Below are 23,722 nucleotides of genomic sequence, written 5' to 3'. Positions count from 1 at the left end.
TGTTGGCAATCTGGTTAAACGCCAGCAGCAGGAAGCCCATGTTCATCCCTTCGATGATCGGACGTAAGCCCGTCATGGCGGCTCCAACTGCCATGCCCGTAAAGCTATTTTCAGCGATCGGCGTATCCAGAGGGGCAATTTCTGTAAAGGACATGGCTCTCAATCGGCTGTAATGCTTCCTCTATAAGCCTCTCACAAAACTAGAGGTTTTCGGATAGACTCTAAGCCCTAATTGATTAGAAACCAATCTATAGTGTTTTTGAATCCAGTGAGGTACACGGATAGCCGTAGAATCCTTGAGTCAAACAGATGTACCTCACCCAGAAAGGAACCGCTATATTATCCATATGCTGATTCAAAAACTGAATGCCTGTGAAGAGTTTATTGCAGGGGATGGGACCTTGCTGAGGGAGCTTTTGCATCCTGATAAACAGTCGCTAGAATTACGTTACAGCCTCGCCCATGCGATCGTCCCGGCTGGGCAAACCTCTCTTCCCCATGCACTCAAAACCTCGGAGGTTTACTACATTCTGAGTGGTGTGGGCGAAATGAATATTGATGGGGAAACTCAACTTGTAGAACCGGGGGACGCAATCTACATTCCCCCTCACGCCAGACAATTTATTCGTAACCACGGGACAGAACCGCTCATCTTTATCTGCATTGTTGACCCGGCATGGCGGAAAGCGGATGAAATTATTTTCTCAGTAATGAAGGATTAAATTGCTCGCCTGATCTTCAGCCATTCCCAGTTGCATTTAGCAACTACAGGCTAAAACTGAAAAAACCACCAGGGGATGAGAACTATCCTGATGGTTTTCTGTAACCAATTTGACTGGAATAATTTTTTTGAGTTTATTAGTCCGCCGTAGAATCAGGAAAACGATTGTTTGGAATTTGCTCCGCTTCTGGACAATCTTCGGAAACAGCGGGTTCACCGCTCCCCCTCGATACGGATGCCAGTTTTTGGGTGACTGCGCCAATACTTTCGAGCCGCACCATTTCCTCCCAAGAACTAATTTCGTCTTCCTCTTCCATCTCATAGCGCAGAGTGACCAGGTCTCCCTCGATCTCGAGGATTCGTGCCCGCTCAATCCAGCGCTGCTGGTCCCGCAAGAAGATCCAGACTTCGCGACCATCGCAGCACAGTTGATAGATCTTGCGGTGTAGCATAGGTGCTTCTCCTGAGCAATGTATTTGGGTCAAAAACCATGAATGACACCCTTAAACCAGGCATCGCTTCTTAAACCTTCAGTAAGAGCTGAAATAAGCAATCCACCGGCTTGATAGCAGGGGTAGCTATATAAACCCATAGCTTTTCTTTAGCATGGGTCCGTCAAAGGTTTCAGAAGCAAGTTTTGCAGTAACAGACTGAGGACAAAGCTGAAAAACTATGACATCAGTCAGCAAATGTTCAATAATTCTAGGCTGCCTTTGAAGGAAAAGTATGTCTGCTGAGGTCATTATTCAAGGCAATGCTATAAAGTGCAATGTGACAATCACTCAAAGCAGTTAGGAACACAGTGATGTCAGGGAAAAAAATTTGAGATTTGTGGGTGCCCTATCAAGAAGTAAGAGTGGAAAGAGAATAATCGAAAGCGATTCATAGATTCAGCCATCGTGCTTGATTTTCTCCCTATTCTGCAACTGCAACGGGCTGGGCTAAATTCTAACGTTCTTAAGTATCGGATTGTACCAACTATTCTAGCCGTTGTTAAGCAGAGTTAGCAGAGTTGATGGAAATTTAGAATTAGGGCTTGGGAGAGGAAGGGCGCAGTGGGCGATACAGTGCTGCTGGTATGGGCGCAGCGTAAAGGGTGCAGGGTTTTAATACTTGACTCCAGCCCCCGCCCTCGCTTGAACAAGAACTTCATCTGGCGATTAGTTAGTTGCTGTAGCGCATCCGAATTCGGACGTTGGTATTGGAGCCTGCCAGTAGAAAGGTGGTCTCTCCATAATTGGGTGGACCCGTGCGGGTATAGGCGGGATTATTGGAGAATCCATAGCCTTCGGTTGGCATTCCCAGGGAGTTGCGGTTCAGTTTGCCGTCTCCATTTGTATCGTGGAAGACGGCAACAGCATAGTTACCCGATGTCAGATTGTTGAAGTTGAGAACCATCGGATTTCCGCTAATTTTGTAACACTGACCCTTAACCCCAGTCGCGGAACCATCAGGAAATCCTCGACTGGTAGAAAATAACCTGACGCAAAGCTGCCCCCGTTGGCTACGTAAACCATCAACCTGAACAGTCAAATTTCCCCGAAAATTCGCTTCAGCCTTGTGGGCAACCATGAATGCGGCAAATACTGCCAACAATAATCCACCCGTTTTGCCATATCCCTGCATTCAATTCACTCCCACTGCTTACGGTTCATTTCCATTGTGCTGACGGCTGCTGAGGGCGATCGCAATCGCATCCACGACTCTAGAGACCGGAATAATTTCCATGCCCAAGTCTGGAACGGACTGCCCTTTTGGGATAATCGCCTGTTTGAAGCCCAGTTTTGCCGCTTCCTTCAGCCGCAGTTCCATCTGGGACACGGGGCGCACCTGTCCTCCTAATCCCACCTCACCAATTAGTACGGTGCGCGGGTCAACCACGCGATCGCGAAAACTGGCAACCACAGCAACAGCGACGCCCAAATCTGCCGCAGGTTCCCCTACATTCAACCCACCGGAAGAGGCAACGTAGGCATCGAGCTTGGAAAGCGGGATACCGACGCGCTTTTCCAGGACTGCCAGAATTTGTAGCAGGCGGTTATATTCTATTCCCGTGGTAGAACGGCGGGGAGAACTGTAGCTAGTAGGGCTGACCAGTGCTTGCAATTCCACCACAATCGGACGGGTACCTTCGCAGGCAACGATCGTGGCACTACCGGGCGAATATTCTTCCCGGTTTCCTAAAAACAACTCTGATGGATTTAGCACTTCTTCTAAACCCTGGTCCACCATTTCAAATACCCCGATTTCGTGGGTTGCCCCAAATCGATTTTTGACCGATCGCAGCAGCCGGTGACTGGCAAAGCGATCGCCTTCAAAGTACAGCACCGTATCGACCAGATGTTCCAGCACCTTTGGTCCAGCGATCGCTCCTTCCTTCGTCACATGCCCGACAATAAAAAGGGTAATACTCTGCCGCTTTGCCATTTGCATCAGTACGGATGTACACTCCCGCACCTGCGCCACTGACCCCGGTGCAGACGACAACGCATTAAAGTAGAGAGCCTGAATACTATCAATCACCGCTACATGGGGCTTAAGCGACTCCAATTCCGCCAGAATCGTGTCCAGATCGGTTTCGGGAAGCAGGTAGAGGTTGGGCAGGGTGGTAGGTGTCGGGTGGGGTGGGGTGGCTAGGAGTTTTGAATTTTGAGTTTTGAGTTTTGAGTTGGGTTGCTCTCCCCCGTTCCCCGGCTCCCCGGCTCCCCCTACCCCCAATCGTTGTGCCCTCAGTTTCACCTGCTGTGCTGACTCTTCTGCACAGACGTAGAGGGTACGGTACTGACGAGACAGGGAGTTTGCCATTTGCAGCAGTAGGGTGGACTTGCCAATGCCAGGGTCACCTCCAATGAGCACCAGAGAACCGGGGACAATGCCACCACCCAATACCCGATCCAGTTCGCTGTAGCCGGAGGGAAACCGGGTCTGGGGATGATCGGCTACCTGATCCAGGGTGAGTGCAACCCTGGGTTGAGCCAGAGACTCAGGACTGGACTTGCCCCGCGTCCGGGCAGCTACCGCCATCCCCGATCGCGCCGCAGCGGGGGGTGGGGGTTCAACCACCTGTTCTTCTAAGGAGTTCCAGGATCCGCAGGCAGGACATTTCCCAAAATATTGGGGGGATTCTGCTCCACACTGGTTGCAAACAAAGTGCGATCGGACTTTGGGCATTTATAGCGTTTCCTTTATTGGTGAGGTACATCTCATCTGTTTGACTCAAGGGCTTTACGGCTATCCGTGTACCTCACTGGATTCAAAAACGCTATATTCTGATGGAATTTCAACCGTTCTCAAGGGTTTAGGAAAAAACAATGCTAACAATTATTAAGAAAGTCGGAAAATGTGATCTCGCAAAATCTTAAGAAAGTTTGAAACGTAGCTGGGATAGGAATTTTAGGGATGTGAATCTATGTGAATGAGGTATTATCTTTAATGATAAAGTACAGAAATTAATGATTAGAAATTTAGCTTAAGGGAGTCTGGGTCAATTGGAGAACCATAAGGAAAAAATATTGGTCGTGGATGATGAAGCGAGTATTCGTCGAATTCTTGAAACCCGCTTGTCGATGATTGGCTATGACGTGGTCACGGCGGCGGACGGAGAGGAAGCACTCGATACGTTTCGGAATGCGGATCCTGACCTGGTTGTGTTGGATGTGATGATGCCCAAGCTAGATGGGTATGGTGTCTGTCAGGAGCTACGTAAAGAGTCAGATGTTCCTATTATTATGCTAACGGCTCTGGGAGATGTGGCAGACCGCATCACTGGTTTAGAACTGGGAGCCGATGACTACGTAGTCAAGCCTTTCTCACCGAAGGAGTTGGAAGCACGAATTCGCTCTGTGCTGCGTCGGGTTGAGAAAACTGGCACTTCTGGAATTCCCAGTTCTGGGGTGATCCATATTAATAGCATCCGGATTGACACGAATAAACGGCAGGTTTACAAGGGTGATGAGCGGATTCGTCTGACAGGCATGGAGTTTAGTTTGTTGGAACTGCTAGTGAGCCGGTCTGGAGAAGCCTTTTCCCGGTCAGAAATTCTTCAGGAAGTTTGGGGATACACCCCTGAGCGCCATGTGGATACACGGGTGGTGGATGTTCACATTTCCCGTCTGCGTGCCAAGCTGGAGGATGATCCAAGTAACCCAGAATTGATTTTGACTGCCCGTGGCACTGGATATTTATTCCAAAGAATTATTGAACCGGGTGAGAATGAGAAAATTTAGGTTCAGCATCGAGGTTGGGTTTCTGCCAGCGGTTTTTCCAGTTCAGCCGAGTTCCTATGGTCGGAGGGTACTATCCTGGAAGAGTGAACGCTATGCCCGATGCCATGCAGATTTATCTCGATTACAGCGCTACTACACCCACCCGTCCAGAGGCGATCGCGGCGATGCAGGAAGTGTTTACTGCCCAGTGGGGCAATCCTTCTAGCTTGCATGTTTGGGGACAACGAGCTGCGATCGCGGTAGAACGCGCAAGGGTGCAGGTTTCTCGGTTGATCAATGCACCGGAGGAGGCAATTGTTTTTACCTCTGGCGGCACCGAGGCAGATAATTTAGCAATTCTGGGTGTGGCGCGATTATATGACCACCCACAGCACCTGATTATTTCCAGTGTGGAGCATTCCGCGATCGCTGAACCCGCACACTGGTTAGAGCAGCTTGGCTGGCAGGTAACTCGCCTCCCAGTAGATTCTCTGGGACGGATTTGTCCCCGTGATTTGCGGGCAGCCTTGCAGCCGAATACCGTTTTGGTTTCCATTATTTACGGTCAGAGCGAAGTTGGCACGCTTCAGCCAATTCAATCCTTAGGCTCCATTGCCCGTGATCATGGGGCATTGTTCCATGCTGATGCAGTACAGGTTGCCGGACGGTTGCCGGTCGATGTGCAGCACCTACCCGTTGATTTGCTTTCCCTCTCCAGCCACAAGATCTATGGTCCCCAGGGAGCCGGGGCGCTGTATGTTCGTCCAGGTGTTCAAATTTCGCCTATCCTGGGCGGCGGTGGGCAGGAGTCCAAGCTTCGTTCAGGCACTCAGGCAGTTCCGGCGATCGCCGGGTTTGGGGTAGCGGCTGAACTGGCAGCCCAGGAGATGGCAATCGAAACACCGCGCCTGATTCAACTGCGCGATCGCCTGTTTGCCCAACTATCTGAAGTGCCTGGATTAGTTCCAACTGGCGATTTAATTCACCGTCTGCCCCACCATGTCAGTTTTTGTCTGCAACAGGCGGATGGGGATGTACTCAATGGCAAGACTCTAGTTCGCCAGATGAACCTGGCAGGAATCGGCATCAGTGCTGGGTCTGCCTGTCATAGTGGGCAGGTCACCCCCAGCCCAATTTTGCAGGCAATGGGGTATGGCGATCGTGTCGCCAAGTCTGGTATCCGCCTCACCCTCGGGCATGACACTACCGAAGCCGACATCGACTGGACGGCAATGGTGTTGAAACAAGTCCTCGAACGGGTTACCCCAGCAACCGTACTATCTAAAGTCTAGACCAGTAGGTTTTCAGGTCATTTTTCCGCCCACTGTCTTGAGATACCTTTTCCCGATCTGTATGCCAGGTGTCCCCATCTGTCTCCAATATTAATGAGTCCTTTTCTGCAATAGATTAAAAAATCAAGAATGTAGTTGTTTTCCTTGACTTTGATGTGTTCTTGACGTTCAGCATCAATGTTAAGCCGCTTTAACACTGTCCAGAAGCGGACCTCTAAAGGACCTTCATTCCATAGATCATTTATCTCATTCGCCAAAGCAAATTTTTCTCAGGTTGTCGGGATGAAGGTGATGCGTTGCAGCCGCTTGCTAAAGCCCTTCATCCTTCATCCTTGACCCCTCATCTCTTCCACCATTTCTGAGAATATGTTAAGTTAAGTTAACACGTTAGAATCATTAGAATAGAAGCAGGCTCCCGAACCTTGAGAAGGAGGATAGACGCCGGTGAATAAGCGGTGGAGAAATGTTGGACTTTATACGCTGTTGGCGATCGTGGTTGTTTCCCTTGCCACAGCGTTCTTTGATAAGCAACCCCAACGTGGGGAAACCTTGCGCTATAGCCAATTTATAGCGCAAGTTCAAGAAGGAAAAATTGACAAAGTTCAGATCAGTGCTGACCGCAGAATTGCCCGAGTTCGGACTCCAGACAGTACCGCCTACTCGATTGTCAATCTGCCCGATGACCGTGATTTGATCAACATCCTGACACAAAATAAGGTTGACATCTCAGTTTTGCCCCAGTCTGATGATGGCATTCTTCTTAAGGCGCTGAGTAGTCTTCTGTTTCCGGTTTTGCTCCTGGTTGGCTTATTCTTTTTGCTCAGGCGGGCACAGAATGGTCCTGGAAGTCAAGCGATGAACTTTGGCAAGTCTAAGGCTCGGGTTCAAATGGAACCGCAGACCCAGGTCACCTTTGGCGATGTAGCAGGGATTGACCAGGCAAAGCTGGAATTGAGTGAAGTGGTTGACTTTTTGAAGAACGCCGATCGCTTTACGGCTGTCGGTGCCAAGATTCCTAAAGGTGTCCTCTTAGTTGGACCGCCCGGAACAGGTAAAACCCTCTTAGCCCGTGCGGTTGCTGGCGAAGCGGGGGTTCCCTTCTTTTCCATCTCCGGTTCTGAGTTTGTGGAGATGTTTGTGGGTGTGGGGGCATCTCGCGTCCGTGACCTGTTTGAGCAGGCAAAGGCAAATGCACCCTGTATTGTCTTTATCGATGAAATTGATGCTGTCGGTCGTCAGCGGGGTGCTGGTCTGGGCGGCGGTAACGATGAGCGTGAGCAAACCCTGAACCAGTTGCTCACCGAGATGGACGGATTTGAGGGTAATACAGGCATCATTATTATTGCTGCTACCAACCGTCCAGATGTTCTGGATGCAGCGCTGCTTCGTCCTGGTCGGTTTGACCGCCAGGTAGTGGTTGATCGCCCCGATTATGCGGGTCGTCTGGAAATCCTGAACGTCCATGCCCGTGGTAAAACTCTGGCAAAAGACGTAGATCTGGAGAAAATTGCTCGACGGACTCCCGGTTTTACCGGGGCTGACCTGTCTAACTTACTCAACGAAGCGGCAATTCTGGCAGCCCGTCGTAATCTGACAGAAATTTCAATGGATGAAGTCAATGATGCGATTGATCGTGTCCTGGCAGGTCCCGAGAAGAAAGATCGGGTAATGAGCGAGAAGCGTAAGGAACTGGTCGCTTACCATGAAGCGGGTCATGCTCTGGTCGGTGCCTTGATGCCAGATTATGATCCGGTACAAAAGATCAGCATCATTCCTCGCGGTCGAGCAGGTGGTTTGACCTGGTTCACTCCCAGTGAAGACCGGATGGATTCTGGGCTGTACTCCCGTGCTTATCTGCAAAACCAGATGGCGGTTGCCCTGGGTGGTCGGATTGCCGAAGAAATTATTTTCGGTGAGGAAGAGGTAACTACAGGTGCTTCTAATGACCTGCAACAGGTTGCCCGCGTTGCCCGTCAAATGGTGACCCGCTTTGGTATGAGCGATCGCCTCGGTCCCGTTGCATTGGGTCGTCAGCAGGGCAATATGTTCCTGGGACGGGATATCTCTGCTGAGCGGGATTTTTCAGAAGAGACAGCGGCGGCGATCGATGACGAAGTGCGTAATCTGGTTGACCAGGCTTATCGTCGTGCGAAGGCTGTTCTGACCGGTAACCGTCATGTTCTAGACGAATTGGCAGAAATGCTGATTGAGAAGGAGACGGTAGATTCGGATGAATTGCAAGAGCTACTGGCAAATAGTGATGTGAAAGTAGCTGCCATTGCATAATTAGACTCATGATTTGAAAGGTTCAAAAGGGCAACGATCGTTGCCCTTTTTTGTTTTAAATATGTGTTTGATTCAGTGTGTATTTGAACAGGATCCAATGTCATGCTGTAACTAGCTTCCCGTAGGGTACGAAGCAACAGCAGAGTGTTCGAGTTACTGGTTCACGGCACACCTATCCACTCATCCACACCTTTGTGGTTTACTCATCTAAAAGATCGCTGTAAGTACGTGGGACTAATTAAATACAAGACTTGTGTAGGTTGGGTTGGGGCACGTAGCTTGCTTACCGTAGGATAACCCAACACCCGCATGGGTTACGCTAATAGCCTATGGCATGGCTGCGCTAACGCTAGCCCATCCTACATTTGATTCCACTGAAAATAGCTATAAAAGTCCCTCTCCTAAATTTAGGAGAGGGACTTTTGGATAATGGTTACACAGCTAGTAATTTACCAAGCAAATTTTGAATGATTACAATCCTTCAAAACCCCGCAAATTGGTTTTTCTCGATTAGATTACCAGGCAAAGTTCCTTGGGTGAACCACTATTAGACAAAAACAGATTAGATGCGACGGTCAGGACGCTTTTCGACCGTTGGGCGACCCTTTGTATCTACATCTAGTTCTTCCCGACGGATCTGTTCTTCCGCATCGATCACGTCTCTATCCACTTCCTTACGAACGTTGACTTGTTCGCGCACGAAAGCTTCTTTGTGAATGTCGGGGGTTTCTTCGTAAATTTCCATCCGGGTAACTTCACCTTCGCGGAAATCTACATCACCGGGAGCAACCCGTGCATCACCGACCGCTGGGCTACGCTCAATCACAACCCGCTCCTTCTCAATTGGCACAGAAGCACGAGCGGTTTCGGTTTCTACATGCTTACCAACGCTGACTTCCCCAGTTTTTGCCCGCCGCTTATTGGCAATTAGGCGCTCTTCATACAACCGCAGTTGACCGTGATCCTGGTCACGCATCCCGAACATGTTGGGCTCGCGATCGTAATCATAGGTTTCGCGGGTGAAGGGGGCAGTGGGTTGAGCAGTACCCATCGGCTGGCTACCCCGTCCTCTCTCCAGAGAAGCTGAAGATTCAAGGTTACCAGAGTTTTCAACAGACATAGGATTCGCACCGGTTAAACCGGGACGATAAACCCCTCTCACCCTTTCTTCATAGTCATAGTCGTAGTCACGGAGCATCTCGCTGTTGAATTCAGGTAAATTCTCAACCTGCTCCTTGGTTAAGCCATTAGAGTATGCCCGACGCTCATTGTAGTCAATGCGAGCCAACCCAATGGGCAGCATTACTTTCTTACCAAAAATCCACGCACCTGTATTAACAACTAGATAGCGGAATTTACCGTTATCATCCACTAAAACGTCGTCAATAGAGCCAACTTTATCCTCACCTGAGTAAAGATCAAAGTCTTTAACGTCATTTCCGTCGAAATGATCACGATAGTTTGGATCAAAATCCTTAATCTTATAAATTGCCATTCTGAGATACCTCGAAAATCATCAGTTGGCTCAAGATTAGAATTTTATTCTTCAAGTTTCCTCTCTCAAATGACTGAAATAGAAAGAGGAAGAATTGTTCTAAACCGTATTACAGAAAACATGAAAGTATTTAATTTTTTTAGAGCGTTAGTAGAAGAACTAAATAGCAGTAAATTCAAATTCAAATTCAAATTTTGATAAGTGGAACAGTCAAGCTAGAGGATCAGCCCTTTCCTACAAAGGCTACATTTTTCTTCCCGATTTCTTCCCGATCAGGCATTACTCTGCAAAGTAGGACAAAGAGACGGAGCCGAAGTCTACTAAAGCTTTTTCATCCTGCTCAGTGTCCAGCTTTCTACCAAGGGTAAGCACACACACTGAAGCCCCTCCAAATTTGGAGGGGCTTTTATTATTCAATTACTCCGCCACCTAGCAGCACCTCTCCGTCATACCAGACAGCAGCCTGACCAGGCGTGACACTTGACTGGGGTTCATCAAATACCACCCGCACACGGGAATCATGCAGAGGGATAATCGTGGCAGGAGTTGCCGCTGATCGATAGCGGATCTGAACTTCTGCCTTAATTGGGGTCGTGGGTCCGCTCATAGAAACCCAGTTGACCCGCTGAACCGTGCATTCCCCCGATAGGGTGGCATTACGATCGCCCACAATGACCCGATTGTTCACCGCATCCAGCGCCACCACGTACAGCGGTTCACTGTGGGCAATGCCCAACCCCTTGCGCTGTCCAATCGTGTAGTGATGAATACCCTCATGCTGACCCAAAATCTTTCCTGCCTGATCTACAATGTCACCCTTTTGAGGTGTGATGTACTTGTCCAGAAATGCCCGCATTGAACCATTTGCCTCAATCAGACAAAGATCCTGACTTTCCGGTTTTTCCGCCGTGTGCAGACCGAATTCTGCTGCCACCTGCCGGGTCTTCGTCTTGGGCTGTTCTCCCAAAGGGAACATAACCTGGGACAACACTTCCTGGGGCAGATCGTAGAGAAAATAGGTCTGATCCTTGGTACGGTCGATCGCCCGTAGAAGCTGGTAGCGTCCAGTTGCCTCGTCATAGCAAGTGCGGGCATAGTGCCCGGTGGCAATATAGTCGCTATCTAATTGTTCGCGGGCATACTTGAGCATGGGACCAAACTTCACCGCCCGGTTGCACTGGGAGCAGGGCAAGGGAGTTATTCCGGCGCTGTAACCTGTCACCAGATAATCCACAATGTGTTCTTGAAAAACGTCCCGAATGTCCACAATATGATGCGGAATACCCAATTGGTCACACAATTTGGCGGCATCCACCATCCCTTCTGAACAACACTGTCCTTTACCCTTCATCAGCCATAGGGTTAAGCCCACAACGTCATAGCCGCGATCGCGTAGAATCGCAGCAGTCGCTGAACTATCGACTCCGCCGGAGAGTCCCACCACAACTTTTTTCATGGATACAAAGGATAAAACTTTGAAATGGTCGCTCTTCCAGGCTAACACCTGCTACAGGTTACACTTTTGCCCATATTCAGGTTTAGTCAATGAAAAGGGCGATCGCCTTTGCCCCAATCTCCGGGGCAAGTCTCTTAGGCACGATACAATATGTTCAGCAAATTTAACATAAAGTGAATTGCGGCAGCAGCGAACGGGAAGGTACGCATGGGAAAAGTAGTTGGCATTGACCTGGGAACGACCAATTCAGTAGTAGCCGTGATGGAAGGCGGCAAGCCCATCGTCATTGCCAATGCGGAAGGGATGCGAACAACTCCCTCTGTGGTTGGCTTTAGCAAGGAGGGGGAACGGGTTGTAGGGCAAATGGCACGGCGGCAAGCAGTCCTCGATCCCCAAAACACGTTTTATGCGGTGAAACGCTACATAGGACGGCGTTACATGGAACTCACCTCAGAGTCCAAGCGGGTCCCCTACACTATTCGTAAGGACGACATCGGCAATATTAAAATCAAGTGCCCTCGGTTGGATCGGGAGTTTGCCCCGGAAGAAATTGCAGCAATGATTTTGAAAAAGCTGGCAGACGAAGCCAGTCGCTACCTGGGTGAACCGATCACGGGGGCTGTGATTACCGTGCCTGCCTATTTCAACGACTCCCAGCGGCAGGCAACCCGCGATGCTGGCAGAATTGCCGGACTGGAAGTGAAGCGAATTTTGAACGAACCCACGGCAGCTTCGTTAGCCTACGGGCTAGACCGGAATGACAACCAGACAATTCTGGTGTTTGACCTGGGGGGGGGCACCTTTGACGTATCCATCCTGGAAGTGGGCGATGGGGTGTTTGAGGTTAAGTCAACCAGTGGTGACACTCAACTGGGTGGAAACGACTTTGATAAACGAGTGGTGGACTGGCTGGCAGAGCAATTTCTGGAAACGGAAGGGGTAGACTTAAGGCGCGATCGTCAGGCACTTCAGCGCCTCACCGAAGCGGCTGAGAAAGCCAAGATTGAACTCTCTGGGGTCACAGTGACAGAGATCAACCTGCCCTTTATCACCGCCACCGAGGAAGGACCTAAACATCTGGAAACCCGCCTTACACGCTCCCAGTTTGAAGGCTTGTGCAGCGATCTGGTCAGTCGGATTCGGAATCCAGTCAAGCAGGCACTCCGGGATGCTGGGATGAGTCCGGTTCAGATTGATGAAGTGGTGCTGGTGGGTGGTTCTACCCGAATCCCCTTTGTACAAGAACTGGTTCGCAGCCTGATTGACCGGGAACCCAATCAAAACGTCAACCCCGATGAGGTAGTGGCAGTGGGTGCGGCGATCCAGGCAGGCATTCTGGTAGGAGAGGTGAAAGACATTCTGCTACTGGATGTTACCCCGCTTTCCCTGGGGCTGGAAACCATTGGCGGTGTCATGAAAAAGCTGATCCCACGCAATACCACCATCCCCGTGCGCCGATCTGACATCTTCTCAACCGGCGAAGATAACCAGACGATGGTAGAAGTCCATATTCTCCAGGGTGAGCGGGAAATGGCAACCGGCAACAAGTCAGTTGGGCGTTTTAAGCTAACGGGCATTCCCCCGGCTCCTAGAGGGATTCCCCAGATTCAAGTCGCCTTTGATATTGATGCCAATGGCATTTTGCAGGTCACAGCGCTGGAGCGCACCACCGGCAGGGAGCAAAGCATTACGGTTCAGGGAGCCTCTACCCTAAGCGATGAAGAAGTTCGGCGCATGATTCGAGATGCAGAGGAGTACGCCGAGACCGATCGCTTGAAGAAGGAAAAGGTGGAGAAGCGCAATCGCTCAGAATCCCTCATCATTCAGGCAGAGCGGCAACTCCGGGAAGCGACGTTGGATTTTGGAATGCAGTTTGTTAGTAGCTATCGCTCTCGAATTGAGCGGACAATTCAGCAGTTGCGTACCGCTCTTTCCCAAAACGACGATCGCGGCATCGACCAGGCACAGGCTGACTTGCAAGATGCTGTCTATGAACTGAATCGGGAAGTCTACCAGCGCAATAAAGAGGAAAAAGAAGAAGATAGCATTTTGGGTGCCATCAAGAGCTTCTTCCTGGACGATGACGATGATTACGATTACTACCAGGATGAACGGCGCGACTACGGCGGTGCCTACGGCAAGCGAGAGTATGGTGGTAGTCCCTATGGCGGCAGTTCCTATGGGGGTAGCTCTAACTCCTACGGTTATGGCAGGAGTGGACAAGACTACGGCAGCAGTGGACGGGCAGACTACGGCAGCAGTGGACGGTCAACCTACGGTAGCGGTAGTGGACGGGCAGATTACGGCACCAGCCGCAGCGGACGGGATAATGGCAGCTATGGTGAGCCGTCCCGCAGTGAAAACCGCTCTGGATCCCGCGATTACAGTGATAGTCGCTACAGTGAACGGGGTTATGGTGGTGGCGAACCCGCCCGTGGCGAAAACCGCTACAGTGAAGAGCGCTATCCAGATCGCAGTCGCTCTGACTCAGGGCGCGATCGCGACAACACCTCCTACCCGGATAGCCGCCCCTCCTACGATTCCCGCCCCTCCTACAATGATCGTCCCGCTAACCGCGATCGCGCCGAGCGTCGTCCTCCTTCCCGTCCTTCCCGCAGCCCCCGCCTCAATCTTAACCAGGACAATTGGGATGATGATGATGACTGGTTGTAGGGAAGCATTAGAAGAAGGGATGAAGGCTAAAGGATGAAGGATGAAAAATTTAGCCTTTAGCCCTCACCCTTTAGCCTTTAATTCTCCTCCTTCTGGCTATACTGAACTTCATGCAGAACTTTCGGAACTACTACGACATATTGGGCGTTGCTAGAGAGGCAACCGTCGAGGAGATCAAAAAGGCTTTTCGGCGGTTAGCCCGACAATACCACCCTGACTTGAATCCTGGAAATAAAGAGGCAGAGGAGAAATTTAAGGATATTAACGAGGCATACGAGGTCCTGTCTGACACGACCAAGCGTGCCCAGTATGATCAGTTTGGCAAGTTCTGGCAGCAGCGAGGTTTTCAGGGAGGAGCCGGACGAGCAAGTGCCCGTAACTCGAATGGGCGATCGGGCGATCGCTCAGCAACGGGTGAGGTAGACTTCAGCGAATTCCCCGACTTCAATAGCTTTGTCGATCAACTCTTGAACCGGCGGGTTACCAGTAGGGAAGGCAATTCCGGTGCTACCACCAGCAATCCTTCCCGTGATTACTACCGTCCTGGCACAACGCGCACCACTAAGGTCTACAGCACTCCCCGTGCCAGTCGTCGCGATGCCGAAGCTCGTTTAAGCGTGCCGTTGGAGAAAGCTTACCTGGGTGGGCGGGAGCGAATTCGTCTGGAAGATGGGCGATCGCTGGAGGTCAACATGCCTGCTGGGATGGTCACCGGGCAAAGGATTCGCCTTAAGGGGCAGGGGGTCAATGGAGGCGACCTGTTCTTAAAAATTGATATTGCTCCCCACCCGTTCTTCAAAGTGGAAGGGTCTGATATTCGCTGTCAGTTGCCCATTACGCCCAGTGAAGCAGTTTTAGGAGGTCAGGTCGAAGTGCCCACCCTGGACGGTCGAGTGAAAATGACGATCCCACCGGGTGTGCGCTCTGGGCAGCGGCTGCGGTTGGCAGATAAAGGCTATCCCAAGGATGATGGTGGACGCGGCGATCAGATCGTTGAGATTCAGATTGTCATTCCCCGCGACCTGACGACCCAGGAACGCGACCTCTACGAAAAGCTCCGCCAACTCGAAACCTTCAACCCCCGCGCCGATCTACCTGTTTAGGTGGAAGCTATAAAGCGATTGAGCAACATTTCCTAGTAGAGTAATCTAAAAGTTCTGCAACGTAGATACTGTGGAGTGTATTGATTTGCATTATCAAAGCATCAAAGTCGCATCAGGTTAGCAGTACCCCTATCGCAATTTGGTGCTGGATCTGGGTGGAAAACCTCGGAGGTCTGGGAAGTTTTACGATCGCCCCAAAAACTGACGCAATTCAGCCGTCAGGGCGTGGATCACGTCATGGTCATGTTCCAGTTCTTCGTCGGCTAGACGCTCAATTTTGATAATCGTTTCCTCTGGCAAAGCCAGTAGTTCCATGAGCCGCCGATAGGCTGCTTTTTCGTCTGGGTTAATTAGGGGTTCCCCCGAATGGCGGCGGCTTGCGCGGATCACCATATAACTCAGTTTTAGAACCAGTTCCCGGTCTTCTTCGGTTTTAATCCTGGGCACCAGTTCTTCCAGCGGAATATTTTGTGTAACGTAATCCCTGAGTTCTTGACGGAGAGGCTCTTCTTCCGCTTCATTCTGGGCAAACAGCTTGGAGAACTCAGACACCATCAAGTCAAGTTCTGTCGCAGATAACTCGCCATCTGACCAAGCCATGGAACAAACGGTACGCAGCAGGGTCATTTCCTGGGGAGAAATACCGGGTGGAGGAGGTACTTTCATGATCATAGGTAAACCTCTTGTTAAATCTGGATTTGAATAAAGCGAGGGGGGAGGAGTGAGGGGAGCGGAGGAGAAGGGAGTTGAAAGTTGAAAAATGGAATTCTTTGTCCTTTGTAAAGACCACTGACCAACGACCAATGACGACTGACCAACGACCAATGACGACTGACCAACGACCACTGACCAATAACCAATGACCAATGACCAGTAACTAACAACCAACCACTAACCACTAACCACTAATCTACACCTTCAATCGGAGCGAAGCCCTGCCGCTGTATATTTTCTGTTACAACTCGCGGTTCCAGAAATTGCAGAAGGTAATCGGGTCCGCCAGCTTTGGAGCCAACCCCAGAAAGCTTGAACCCGCCAAAGGGTTGACGGGCAACGATCGCCCCCGTAATTCCCCGGTTGATATAAAGGTTGCCCACTTCAAACTCGGCTGCTGCCCGTTCGATATGGGAGGGGGTACGGGAGTAAAGCCCACCAGTCAAGGCAAAATTAGTTCCATTGGCAATTTCTAAAGCCTCGTCAAAGGTCTTTGCTCGCATGACTGCCAGAACTGGACCAAAAATTTCTTCCTGGGCAATCACTGCTTTGGGGGAAACATCCCGAAAAATGACGGGACCGACAAAGTAGCCACCATCGGGAGCAGGCATCTCCAGCGCCACTTCAGATTCCATCCGTCCTTTTTCGATGTATTCCTTAATCCGATCGCGGGCATTCCCATCAATCACCGGACCAACTTTTGTACCGGGATGCTCGGTAGGTCCCAGGTTAAGCGATCGCACGGCTTCCACCAACCGCCGCAGAAAGGCATCATAAATTGGCTCCAGTACCACCACCCGTGAGCAGGCAGAGCACTTTTGACCACTATAGCCAAAGGCAGACTGTGCCACTCCCTGGACTGCCTGATCCAGGTCGGCGCTTTCATCCACAATAATGGCGTTTTTACCGCCCATTTCTGCCACCACGCGCTTCAAATGCTTCTGTCCTGGTTGCAGAATGGCAGCATCGGCGTAGATGCGACAGCCGACCTCCTGGGATCCGGTAAAGGTAATCATATGCACATCGGGATGTTTGACCATGTGTGCCCCAACGGTCGATCCTTTCGCTGGAACATACTGGAATACCCCTTTGGGAATGCCTGCTTCAATCAGGATTTCCGTTAGCTTTGCTGCAATCACAGAGGAGACTTCTGCGGGTTTGAGCAAGGTGCAGTTCCCGGCAACCAGGGAAGCCACTGTCATGCCCGTCGGAATTGCCAGCGGGAAGTTCCAGGGCGAGATAATCAGAGAAACTCCCCGGGGCTGGTAACGGTAGTGGTTGGTTTCACCGGGATAGTCATAGGCAACCCCATTTTCCAATCGTTCCATCTCATCGGCATAGTAGCGGCAAAAGTCGATCGCCTCCGATACCTCCGGATCTGCCTCTTGCACGACTTTCCCAGTTTCCAGCACCATCCAGGCAATTAGATCCTGGCGGCGCTGTTCCATCAGATCCGCCGCACGTCGCAAAATATTTGCCCGCTCTTTTGCTGGAGTGCCCTTCCATGCCGGGAAAGCGGCTTTGGCAGCCGCGATCGCCTCATCTGCCTGCTCCACACTGATCAACCCAATCTGCCCCACCTTCTCCTTGAAGTTGGATGGATTCAGTGAGTCCACCTGAGTTTCAGTCTGCACATACTTACCATTAATCAATGGCAGATAGGTTTTCCCTAGCTCCTGGCGCACCCGCTGCAAAGCATAGCGGATTTCCTTCCGTTGGGAGATATCAGCATAGTCAGTGTCCGCGGCATTTTGAAAGGACCAGGAATCTGAATTTATCTTTGATTCTTCATCGTTCATCCCTCCCATCACCGGAGGTGCCAGCAACTCTTCGACCGGACGCTCTTCCAGGTTTTGGCGCAGGAAGGAACTGTTGGCGGTATTTTCTAAAAGACGACGGATGAGGTAGGACATGCCGGGGATAAGTTCGCCGTAGGGACAGTAAACCCGTACCCGGTAACCCTGGTCAGTCATCGCTTTGGCTAATTTGTCTGCCATGCCGTAAAGGACTTGCAACTCGAAACGACGACGGGGAATGTTGAGCTTTTCGGCGATCGCCATCGCGTATGCCTGGGAACGGACATTGTGGCTACCGATCGCCGCATAGAGATACTCATGGTTTTCCAACAGCAGGCGGGTCATTGCCTCAAAATTAGCATCCGTCGATTCCTTATCGTTAAAGACGGGCTGCTGCCAGTCCTTTTGAACCGCCTTGATGGTTTCCTGATCCCAGTACGCCCCTTTCACCAGACGAACGGTTACAGGAGTCCCCCTTTCCTTTGCCCAGGCGATCAAGTCTTGCAAATCCTGATAGCTATCGTGCAGGTATGCTTGAAGTGTCACCCCCAGGTCACTACGGTTGCGAAACTCCTCTTCCACCAGTAATTGCTTCAGGATGGTGAGGGTCATGTCCTTGTAGTGGTACTGCTCCATGTCGAAATGAATCGCCGCCCCCAGTTCTCTGGCACGGCGAAGCAATTGACGGATGCGATCGCTCACCTTTTCCTGGCTCCCCTTCTCATCCAAAGGGTCAAACTGGGAATAGAACGCAGTCAGCTTCACCGACACCTGCACCCTGGGTAGTGCCTCGCCTTCTGCCTGGTCAATTTGCTCCACGGTTGACCAGCGTTTAGCCGCATCCGTCAGTTGTTCCAACAGTTCCAGGTAGCGATCCAGGTAAGACTGAGCCTCAATTTCGGTGATCACCGCTTCTCCCAGCAGATCCACCGTGAACGTCATTCGCTCTTTCCGCAGCCGCTCAATCGTTTTAATCACCTGCTGAATGGTTTCCCCAGCAATGTACTTATGCGCCAGGGTTTCAACTGCGGTGGAAACCGTCGTTGCGGCAAGTTGTCCTGGCATCGAGTCTGGATTGGCAAAGTTCAGCATTCCCTTCAGTGTTGCCGGTAACTCCACGGTTTCGTCTCCCAAGTACTCCTGTAAGTGGCGGGCGATTTCGGGTTTGCTTTGCAAGGAGGGCAGGCAGTCAATGAAGCGAAAAAGCTGTACCCGCACACCAGGATTGCCCATCGCCCAGCCCAGGAGCTTGTCATCCCATCGCATCTGGTCACGCATCTGAGCAAAGAACGAGCGATTTTCACGGGTCGCAGATAAAAGCTGACGGGCGATCGCTTGGGTATTTTCTTCGTAAGGATTGGGCGAAACAGCAACCACAGCGGCAGACTCCTGGTTTTTGGGAATCTATCTATTCTACCTCTGCTGGTTAGATCACTGGTTTGACAGACGTTTGAACCGTTTATTTTAGATGTGAGGTGTCAAATGTCAGGTGTGAGGCTGATTGACTACAAATCTTTTCACCCTGATGGTTGAAACCGCTGCTAAGTAGGAAGGCACAATTATTTGTTAAGATGCGGCAGCCTCTTCATCAAACAACAGACCCTTGAGCAGCATAGGTTACACTACGCTAACCCATTTACGTTTAACTTAACTCGCCTACTTACAACTAACGGTCAAAAATTGCTCCCCGCCGCTTTAAGTCCAGCACAGATTCTCTAGCTAATCCTTCGTTTCCACCCAGTCGCGCTTTTTCCAGGGTTGCACCAACTAGACTGGCATCACTCAAATCTGCCCCACGCAGATCAGAATTGCTCAAATTTGCACCGTAAAGACTGGCACCGCTCAGATCTGCCCTGGTCAAGCTGGCACGCCGCAAGTCTGTGTGGCTTAAAGTCGTTGCCCGCAGGCTGGCACCATCCAGTTTGGCATCTGTCAAAACCGCACGGCGCAGGTCAGCATGGTTCAATATGGCGTTTGAAAGGGTCGCTCCAGTCAGGTTTGCACTCCAAAGCTTGGCACTGACTAAATTTGCGCTGGTCAAATCCGCACTGATTAAATTGGCATTATTCATTTGAGCGCTAATCAGGTTCGCTGCGATGAGATTAGCACTGATCAGGTTCGCATCTGAAAGGTTTGCATTGACCAGGCAAGCCTGTGCCAGGTTGGTATTGATCAGATTTGCCCCTACCAACTGAGCAGAGCGTAAATCCAGCCCACTGAGATTTGCGGTAGAAAAATCTTCAACTGGGTTCAGTCCTGCTATTTTTGCCAGTTCAAAGAAGTCGTCAGTATTTGCTTCTGCAATGATCTGGATCAGTTCTTGAAGTCTCTGAAGAGATTTTTCACCAATCATTTTGCTAGACTGTCCAGCTAACATAGAGCTTTTCCCAGGGTGCAACACTGCTTTGACTACAGCGGATACCTCAAGGTTTTCGTAAAGCCCTAAAAGTTTACAATTCTTAAGCTAAGTAGGAAGTCTGTCCTTGGGACAATCTTCCATCAGAAAGACTAACTGCCTGGGCTTATTTTAAACAATCAAAAGGATAGCTGAAGCTATAGCCTCAACTACCCCTATCAACAAGTGCCAAATCAAATAAACGACTGTGAAATAAAAATAATAATAACAGGATTAAGCAACGTCCATCCTGGACTCAGCTAACCAGAGAGTGACCAGCCTTTCAATCACAGCCCGTTTAGCTGGACTCACTCCGTCGGGTATAAGGGATTCTAATAAGGCAGTGCGGTTATTGATAGAATCTGAAACAAATCGACTTCGATTTCCTGCCCGGGACTGAGGATATTCACCCTCTCTAACTGAAAAACTGTCCGTACTGTCGAAGTGAAGAGATTCTGATTGAAGCATGGTAAGTAACCGCTGAATCCAATTTCAAAGGGATGGCTGCACATCCCGGGGGATAAGAGTTGCGCGATCGCAAACTTGATCAAGTTTGCAGACCTAGACTGAAAGCAAATGGGAGTTCAAAAGGGTACTACGCTTTTAAACTCTAATGAAGTATCATCCCTGAAGAAAAAAACGTCAAGAGGGGCAACACCCATAAACAGAATACATCTTGTCAGAAGTTCTATCAGAATAAATGGATAGCTTTTCTACAAGTAGTATTCCCTGGCTCCTACGAGAATAACATCACGCTTAGGATGTAAAGAACGGGTTACACCGAATCTTTATATTACTGGTATAACTCAAGCTGGGCGTGCTGAAGTCACCCATTTAGGGGTATCAAGCATCGCCTATCCAGGTGAATTTGTCATTTCTAACGCCTAAGCTCCTGAATGGACAGAAAATGAAAGTATAATGGCTTCGACAGAGCGTTTGAGTGAGGGTTCAGTTTTACGCCTTGCGGGTATAGTTTAGTGGTAAAACGAAAGCTTCCCAAGCTTTAGTTGCGAGTTCGATTCTCGCTACCCGCTTAGTCATAAAAATCAGCTAAAGCAGAGCCTCTAGTGCTTTCAAGGTTTACAGGCATGAACACTTCCTAGTACGGAAGTTCTAAAAATTGGGTTCTTTTAGGCATTTTTGTGTTGGTTTGGGCATAAAATAGGCATAGTAAAACGCATGTATGCCTATGTTTTCTGATGATGACCTCCAATCACCCAGTGGGAAAGCTCGCAAGGGTTTAGCATCTGTCTCTATTGCTAATGGTTACTTGAGAATTCGGATCAGGGTTGGTGGCAGTCGCCAAGTTATGTCTCTGGGCTTACCGGATACGCAAATCAACCGCAAGCACGCTGAAGAGAAAGCACGCCGAATCAACCTGGATATTCTTAGTGGCAATTTTGATCCGACACTGGCGAAGTACAAGCCTCAAAGTGTGGTGAGTGTAAGCGAGCCGGATATTATGCCCAAAATTATCCCCACTGCTGTTGATCTTTGGAAGCAATTCCGGGACTACAGGGCATTTTCTTTAAAGGAAACAACCAAGTTGCACCATGAGGCATTAGCTCGCATTCTCGATAAAACACCAGCAGCCATCCCAATTACTGACGCACTAAAAGTGAAAGCTGAGTTGGAGAAGGTCACTACGGTTTATCAGGTAAAGCGGATTCTGACTCAACTGGGAGCTACTTGCAGATGGGCGAAGAAAAATGGATTAATTGACAGCAATCCCTATGAAGGGATGCCAGGTGAAATGCCCAAATTCCGCTATCAGTTGGAGCCGAAGCCAAATGCGTTTACCGAGGAGGAACGAGATCGCATCCTTGAAGCTTTCCGCAATCATAAAGGAAATTGGAACGGGCGAGGATATACAGGGTTTAGCTACTCCCACTACGCGCCCTTTGTTCAATTTTTGTTCCTAACAGGGTGCCGCCCCAGTGAGGCGGTCGGACTTCGGTGGCAGCAAGTAACTGAGGATTGTGGCTCTATCAATTTTGATGGTGCAATTTCCTATTGTTATGGAAAGCAAATCCGGGTCAAGGGGTCGAAAAATAATAAGGAAAGAACTTTTCCGTGTTCCCCAAGGTTGCTATCGTTGCTGCAATCAATTAAGTCTGACAATTGTACTCCTGCTTCGTTGGTGTTCCCCAGTCCAAAGGGAAAAGTTATTAATTACAATAATTTTTGCAACTGTGCCTGGGAAAAAGTTGTTGACCCAATTAAAACGGATACAACACCTTACAGTTGCCGTGATACGTTTATCACGACTCAAATTCTCAAAGGTATCCCTGAGTCTGTTATTGCTCAGTGGTGCGATACCAGCGTTGAGATGATTCAGAAACACTATGCAGATTTTCTAAAAATGTTGAGCATACGACCTGTTGATTGACATAAAATCCAGTTTATTTCTGTCTTTAATTGAGTATTGTTAGAGCTTTAATAATTTATATACTATGTTCCCGCAACTTGGCTGAAATACTATGCTTCTCTATACACTCGGAAAACAATTTTGAAAGTTTAAATATTTAAACCTTGCTTTTCAGGAAGAACGTATGGAAAGGGAATCATTAATTCAACTCCCCAAACTGTTGTTACCTCCAAAACGATTTTATGATCTTCTAAGTCTAGTACTGCACAATTTGATGTTTGACCCAAAATATAAAACTAATAAATTTTGGCAGTCAAATATTGGGCTAGCAAAACGCAATTATTTATTGTTTTGCATAGAAGGGTTTTACCGATTGTGGAAGAACCTTCCACCCGCAATTCGGAGTACAAGCGAAGAGGATGAGATGTTAGGGCAGGTGGTTCATTTGGAAGCCCAGTTTTGGCTTAAAATCTGGCGACTTGTGGAAGAGATAGAAAAACATGTTTTTCTTAAAAAAGTTGCGGAACTTATCTTTCACACATTAGTTGATGAGGGTAAACTAATGGCGTTCTACCCCTTCCTGCTGGAAGAGAAAATATCTAGTACTAAAATCATCCGAAACGTACAAAACCAAAATAGGCAGTTAGAGGATTTGACAAACCCATTTGATGAGGCAGAATTCTCTTTAACATCTAATTTTGTTGAATTGGCTACCAAGATGGCAAGTTCAGACGAATTATTCCGTAAGCAATTTTTTTCACCTATGGTGAAAAACCGAATGGAACTTTTGACTTTTTTGAGATCAACTGATCTGAAATTACTTGATGAATCAGGTAATGTTGTGGAATGGCGAGGCAGACCCCCAAAAAATAAGGGGAAAAATTAATGCATCAAGACAGGAATGTAGCTGAGAATGCAAAGTGATGATTACACAGGTACTCGCAAAAGCTCTTTAGCTGTTTTCTATGGCAGTTGCTAAACAATGCAAGTGCTGTAGTTTTTTCAATTAAATCTTTCAGGTTTCAAGCTGGACGAGGTTCAAGTCTTTTTAGCGAAAGGAATATATCAAATTTTTCTCTGTCCAGGGCGATAGGATGCGCTGAAAGCTTTACTTAGAAGGGCTTTCGGGGTTTATTTTACTTTTGTGGTTTTTAAGGGGACTGCCTTTACTCTGAGTTTATTGAGCTAAAAAAACACAAAAATGAGCCGACCGGTTTT

16 protein-coding genes, 1 tRNA gene and 1 pseudogene are annotated in these 23,722 nt (G+C 49.3%); 9 read left to right on the top strand and 9 right to left on the bottom strand.

Features of this window, described 5'->3' with window-relative positions:
• Nucleotides 1–136, bottom strand: a pseudogene (locus tag AC1S52_RS08650) (alpha-ketoacid dehydrogenase subunit beta); the annotation flags it as partial.
• Nucleotides 137–347: 211 nt separating this feature from the next.
• Between AC1S52_RS08650 and AC1S52_RS08645 the strand changes: the two are divergent.
• The gene (locus tag AC1S52_RS08645) at nt 348–722 is read left to right on the top strand and encodes a cupin domain-containing protein (RefSeq protein WP_482028623.1); all 375 of its coding nucleotides are present in this window, start codon (nt 348–350) and stop codon (nt 720–722) included.
• A gap of 136 nt (nt 723–858) precedes the next feature.
• Here the strand turns inward: AC1S52_RS08645 and AC1S52_RS08640 are convergent, their stop codons facing one another.
• From AC1S52_RS08640 to radA, 3 genes are all read right to left on the bottom strand, one after another.
• Nucleotides 859–1,173 carry a DUF6679 family protein gene (locus AC1S52_RS08640; protein ID WP_482028622.1) on the bottom strand — a complete coding sequence of 105 codons (315 nt, stop codon included), beginning with the start codon at nt 1,171–1,173 and terminating at the stop codon, nt 859–861.
• A 712-nt stretch (nt 1,174–1,885) separates the two neighbouring features.
• Nucleotides 1,886–2,347, bottom strand: a complete 462-nt coding sequence (locus tag AC1S52_RS08635) for a DUF2141 domain-containing protein (protein WP_482028621.1) — start codon at nt 2,345–2,347, stop codon at nt 1,886–1,888.
• Nucleotides 2,348–2,365: 18 nt separating this feature from the next.
• Nucleotides 2,366–3,892, bottom strand: a complete 1,527-nt coding sequence (gene radA, locus AC1S52_RS08630) for a DNA repair protein RadA (protein WP_482028620.1) — start codon at nt 3,890–3,892, stop codon at nt 2,366–2,368.
• Nucleotides 3,893–4,209: 317 nt separating this feature from the next.
• On the opposite strand from radA, the gene rpaB reads away from it, so the two are divergent.
• From rpaB to ftsH3, 3 genes are all read left to right on the top strand, one after another.
• Nucleotides 4,210–4,947, top strand: a complete 738-nt coding sequence (gene rpaB, locus AC1S52_RS08625) for a response regulator transcription factor RpaB (RefSeq protein ID WP_223046744.1) — start codon at nt 4,210–4,212, stop codon at nt 4,945–4,947.
• A gap of 92 nt (nt 4,948–5,039) precedes the next feature.
• The gene (locus AC1S52_RS08620) at nt 5,040–6,218 is read left to right on the top strand and encodes a cysteine desulfurase family protein (RefSeq protein WP_482028619.1); all 1,179 of its coding nucleotides are present in this window, start codon (nt 5,040–5,042) and stop codon (nt 6,216–6,218) included.
• 444 nt (nt 6,219–6,662) lie between these two features.
• Nucleotides 6,663–8,504, top strand: a complete 1,842-nt coding sequence (gene ftsH3, locus AC1S52_RS08615) for an ATP-dependent zinc metalloprotease FtsH3 (protein ID WP_482028618.1) — start codon at nt 6,663–6,665, stop codon at nt 8,502–8,504.
• A 562-nt stretch (nt 8,505–9,066) separates the two neighbouring features.
• Here ftsH3 and AC1S52_RS08610 read toward each other — a convergent pair.
• Entirely contained in the window at nt 9,067–9,999 is a 933-nt protein-coding gene (locus AC1S52_RS08610) for a DUF2382 domain-containing protein (protein WP_482028617.1), read from the bottom strand.
• Nucleotides 10,000–10,408: 409 nt separating this feature from the next.
• A complete protein-coding gene (mnmA, locus tag AC1S52_RS08605) occupies nt 10,409–11,455 on the bottom strand; it encodes a tRNA 2-thiouridine(34) synthase MnmA (protein WP_482028616.1) in 1,047 nt (348 codons plus the stop codon).
• 207 nt (nt 11,456–11,662) lie between these two features.
• Between mnmA and dnaK the strand changes: the two genes are divergently transcribed.
• Both dnaK and AC1S52_RS08595 read left to right on the top strand, forming a co-directional pair.
• Entirely contained in the window at nt 11,663–14,128 is a 2,466-nt protein-coding gene (gene dnaK, locus AC1S52_RS08600; RefSeq protein ID WP_482028615.1) for a molecular chaperone DnaK, read from the top strand.
• A 110-nt stretch (nt 14,129–14,238) separates the two neighbouring features.
• Nucleotides 14,239–15,231 carry a DnaJ C-terminal domain-containing protein gene (locus AC1S52_RS08595; RefSeq protein WP_482028614.1) on the top strand — a complete coding sequence of 331 codons (993 nt, stop codon included), beginning with the start codon at nt 14,239–14,241 and terminating at the stop codon, nt 15,229–15,231.
• Nucleotides 15,232–15,414: 183 nt separating this feature from the next.
• On the opposite strand, the gene AC1S52_RS08590 is transcribed toward AC1S52_RS08595, so the two are convergent.
• The 3 genes from AC1S52_RS08590 to AC1S52_RS08580 form a co-directional block, all read right to left on the bottom strand.
• Nucleotides 15,415–15,903 (bottom strand): tellurite resistance TerB family protein, encoded by a 489-nt coding sequence (locus tag AC1S52_RS08590; protein ID WP_482028613.1) that lies wholly within the window; start codon nt 15,901–15,903, stop codon nt 15,415–15,417.
• 233 nt (nt 15,904–16,136) lie between these two features.
• Nucleotides 16,137–19,118, bottom strand: coding sequence for an L-glutamate gamma-semialdehyde dehydrogenase (gene pruA, locus AC1S52_RS08585; protein WP_482028612.1), 2,982 nt, complete (start codon nt 19,116–19,118; stop codon nt 16,137–16,139).
• Between the two features lie 289 nt (nt 19,119–19,407).
• Nucleotides 19,408–20,118, bottom strand: a complete 711-nt coding sequence (locus AC1S52_RS08580) for a pentapeptide repeat-containing protein (RefSeq protein WP_482028611.1) — start codon at nt 20,116–20,118, stop codon at nt 19,408–19,410.
• Nucleotides 20,119–21,099: 981 nt separating this feature from the next.
• Here AC1S52_RS08580 and AC1S52_RS08575 point away from each other — a divergent pair.
• The 3 genes from AC1S52_RS08575 (at nt 21,100) to AC1S52_RS08565 (ending at nt 23,390) form a co-directional block, all read left to right on the top strand.
• Nucleotides 21,100–21,170: transfer RNA gene (locus AC1S52_RS08575), tRNA-Gly, on the top strand.
• Between the two features lie 149 nt (nt 21,171–21,319).
• Nucleotides 21,320–22,525 (top strand): Arm DNA-binding domain-containing protein, encoded by a 1,206-nt coding sequence (locus AC1S52_RS08570; RefSeq protein ID WP_482028610.1) that lies wholly within the window; start codon nt 21,320–21,322, stop codon nt 22,523–22,525.
• A gap of 163 nt (nt 22,526–22,688) precedes the next feature.
• Nucleotides 22,689–23,390, top strand: a complete 702-nt coding sequence (locus AC1S52_RS08565; protein ID WP_482028609.1) for a hypothetical protein — start codon at nt 22,689–22,691, stop codon at nt 23,388–23,390.
• Nucleotides 23,391–23,722: the final 332 nt, after the last annotated feature.

The sequence above is a fragment of the Kovacikia sp. CALU 1929 genome, assembly GCF_056784235.1.
The sequence above is the reverse complement of the archived record's forward strand: the minus strand, read 5'-3'. Positions and strand labels throughout refer to the sequence as shown.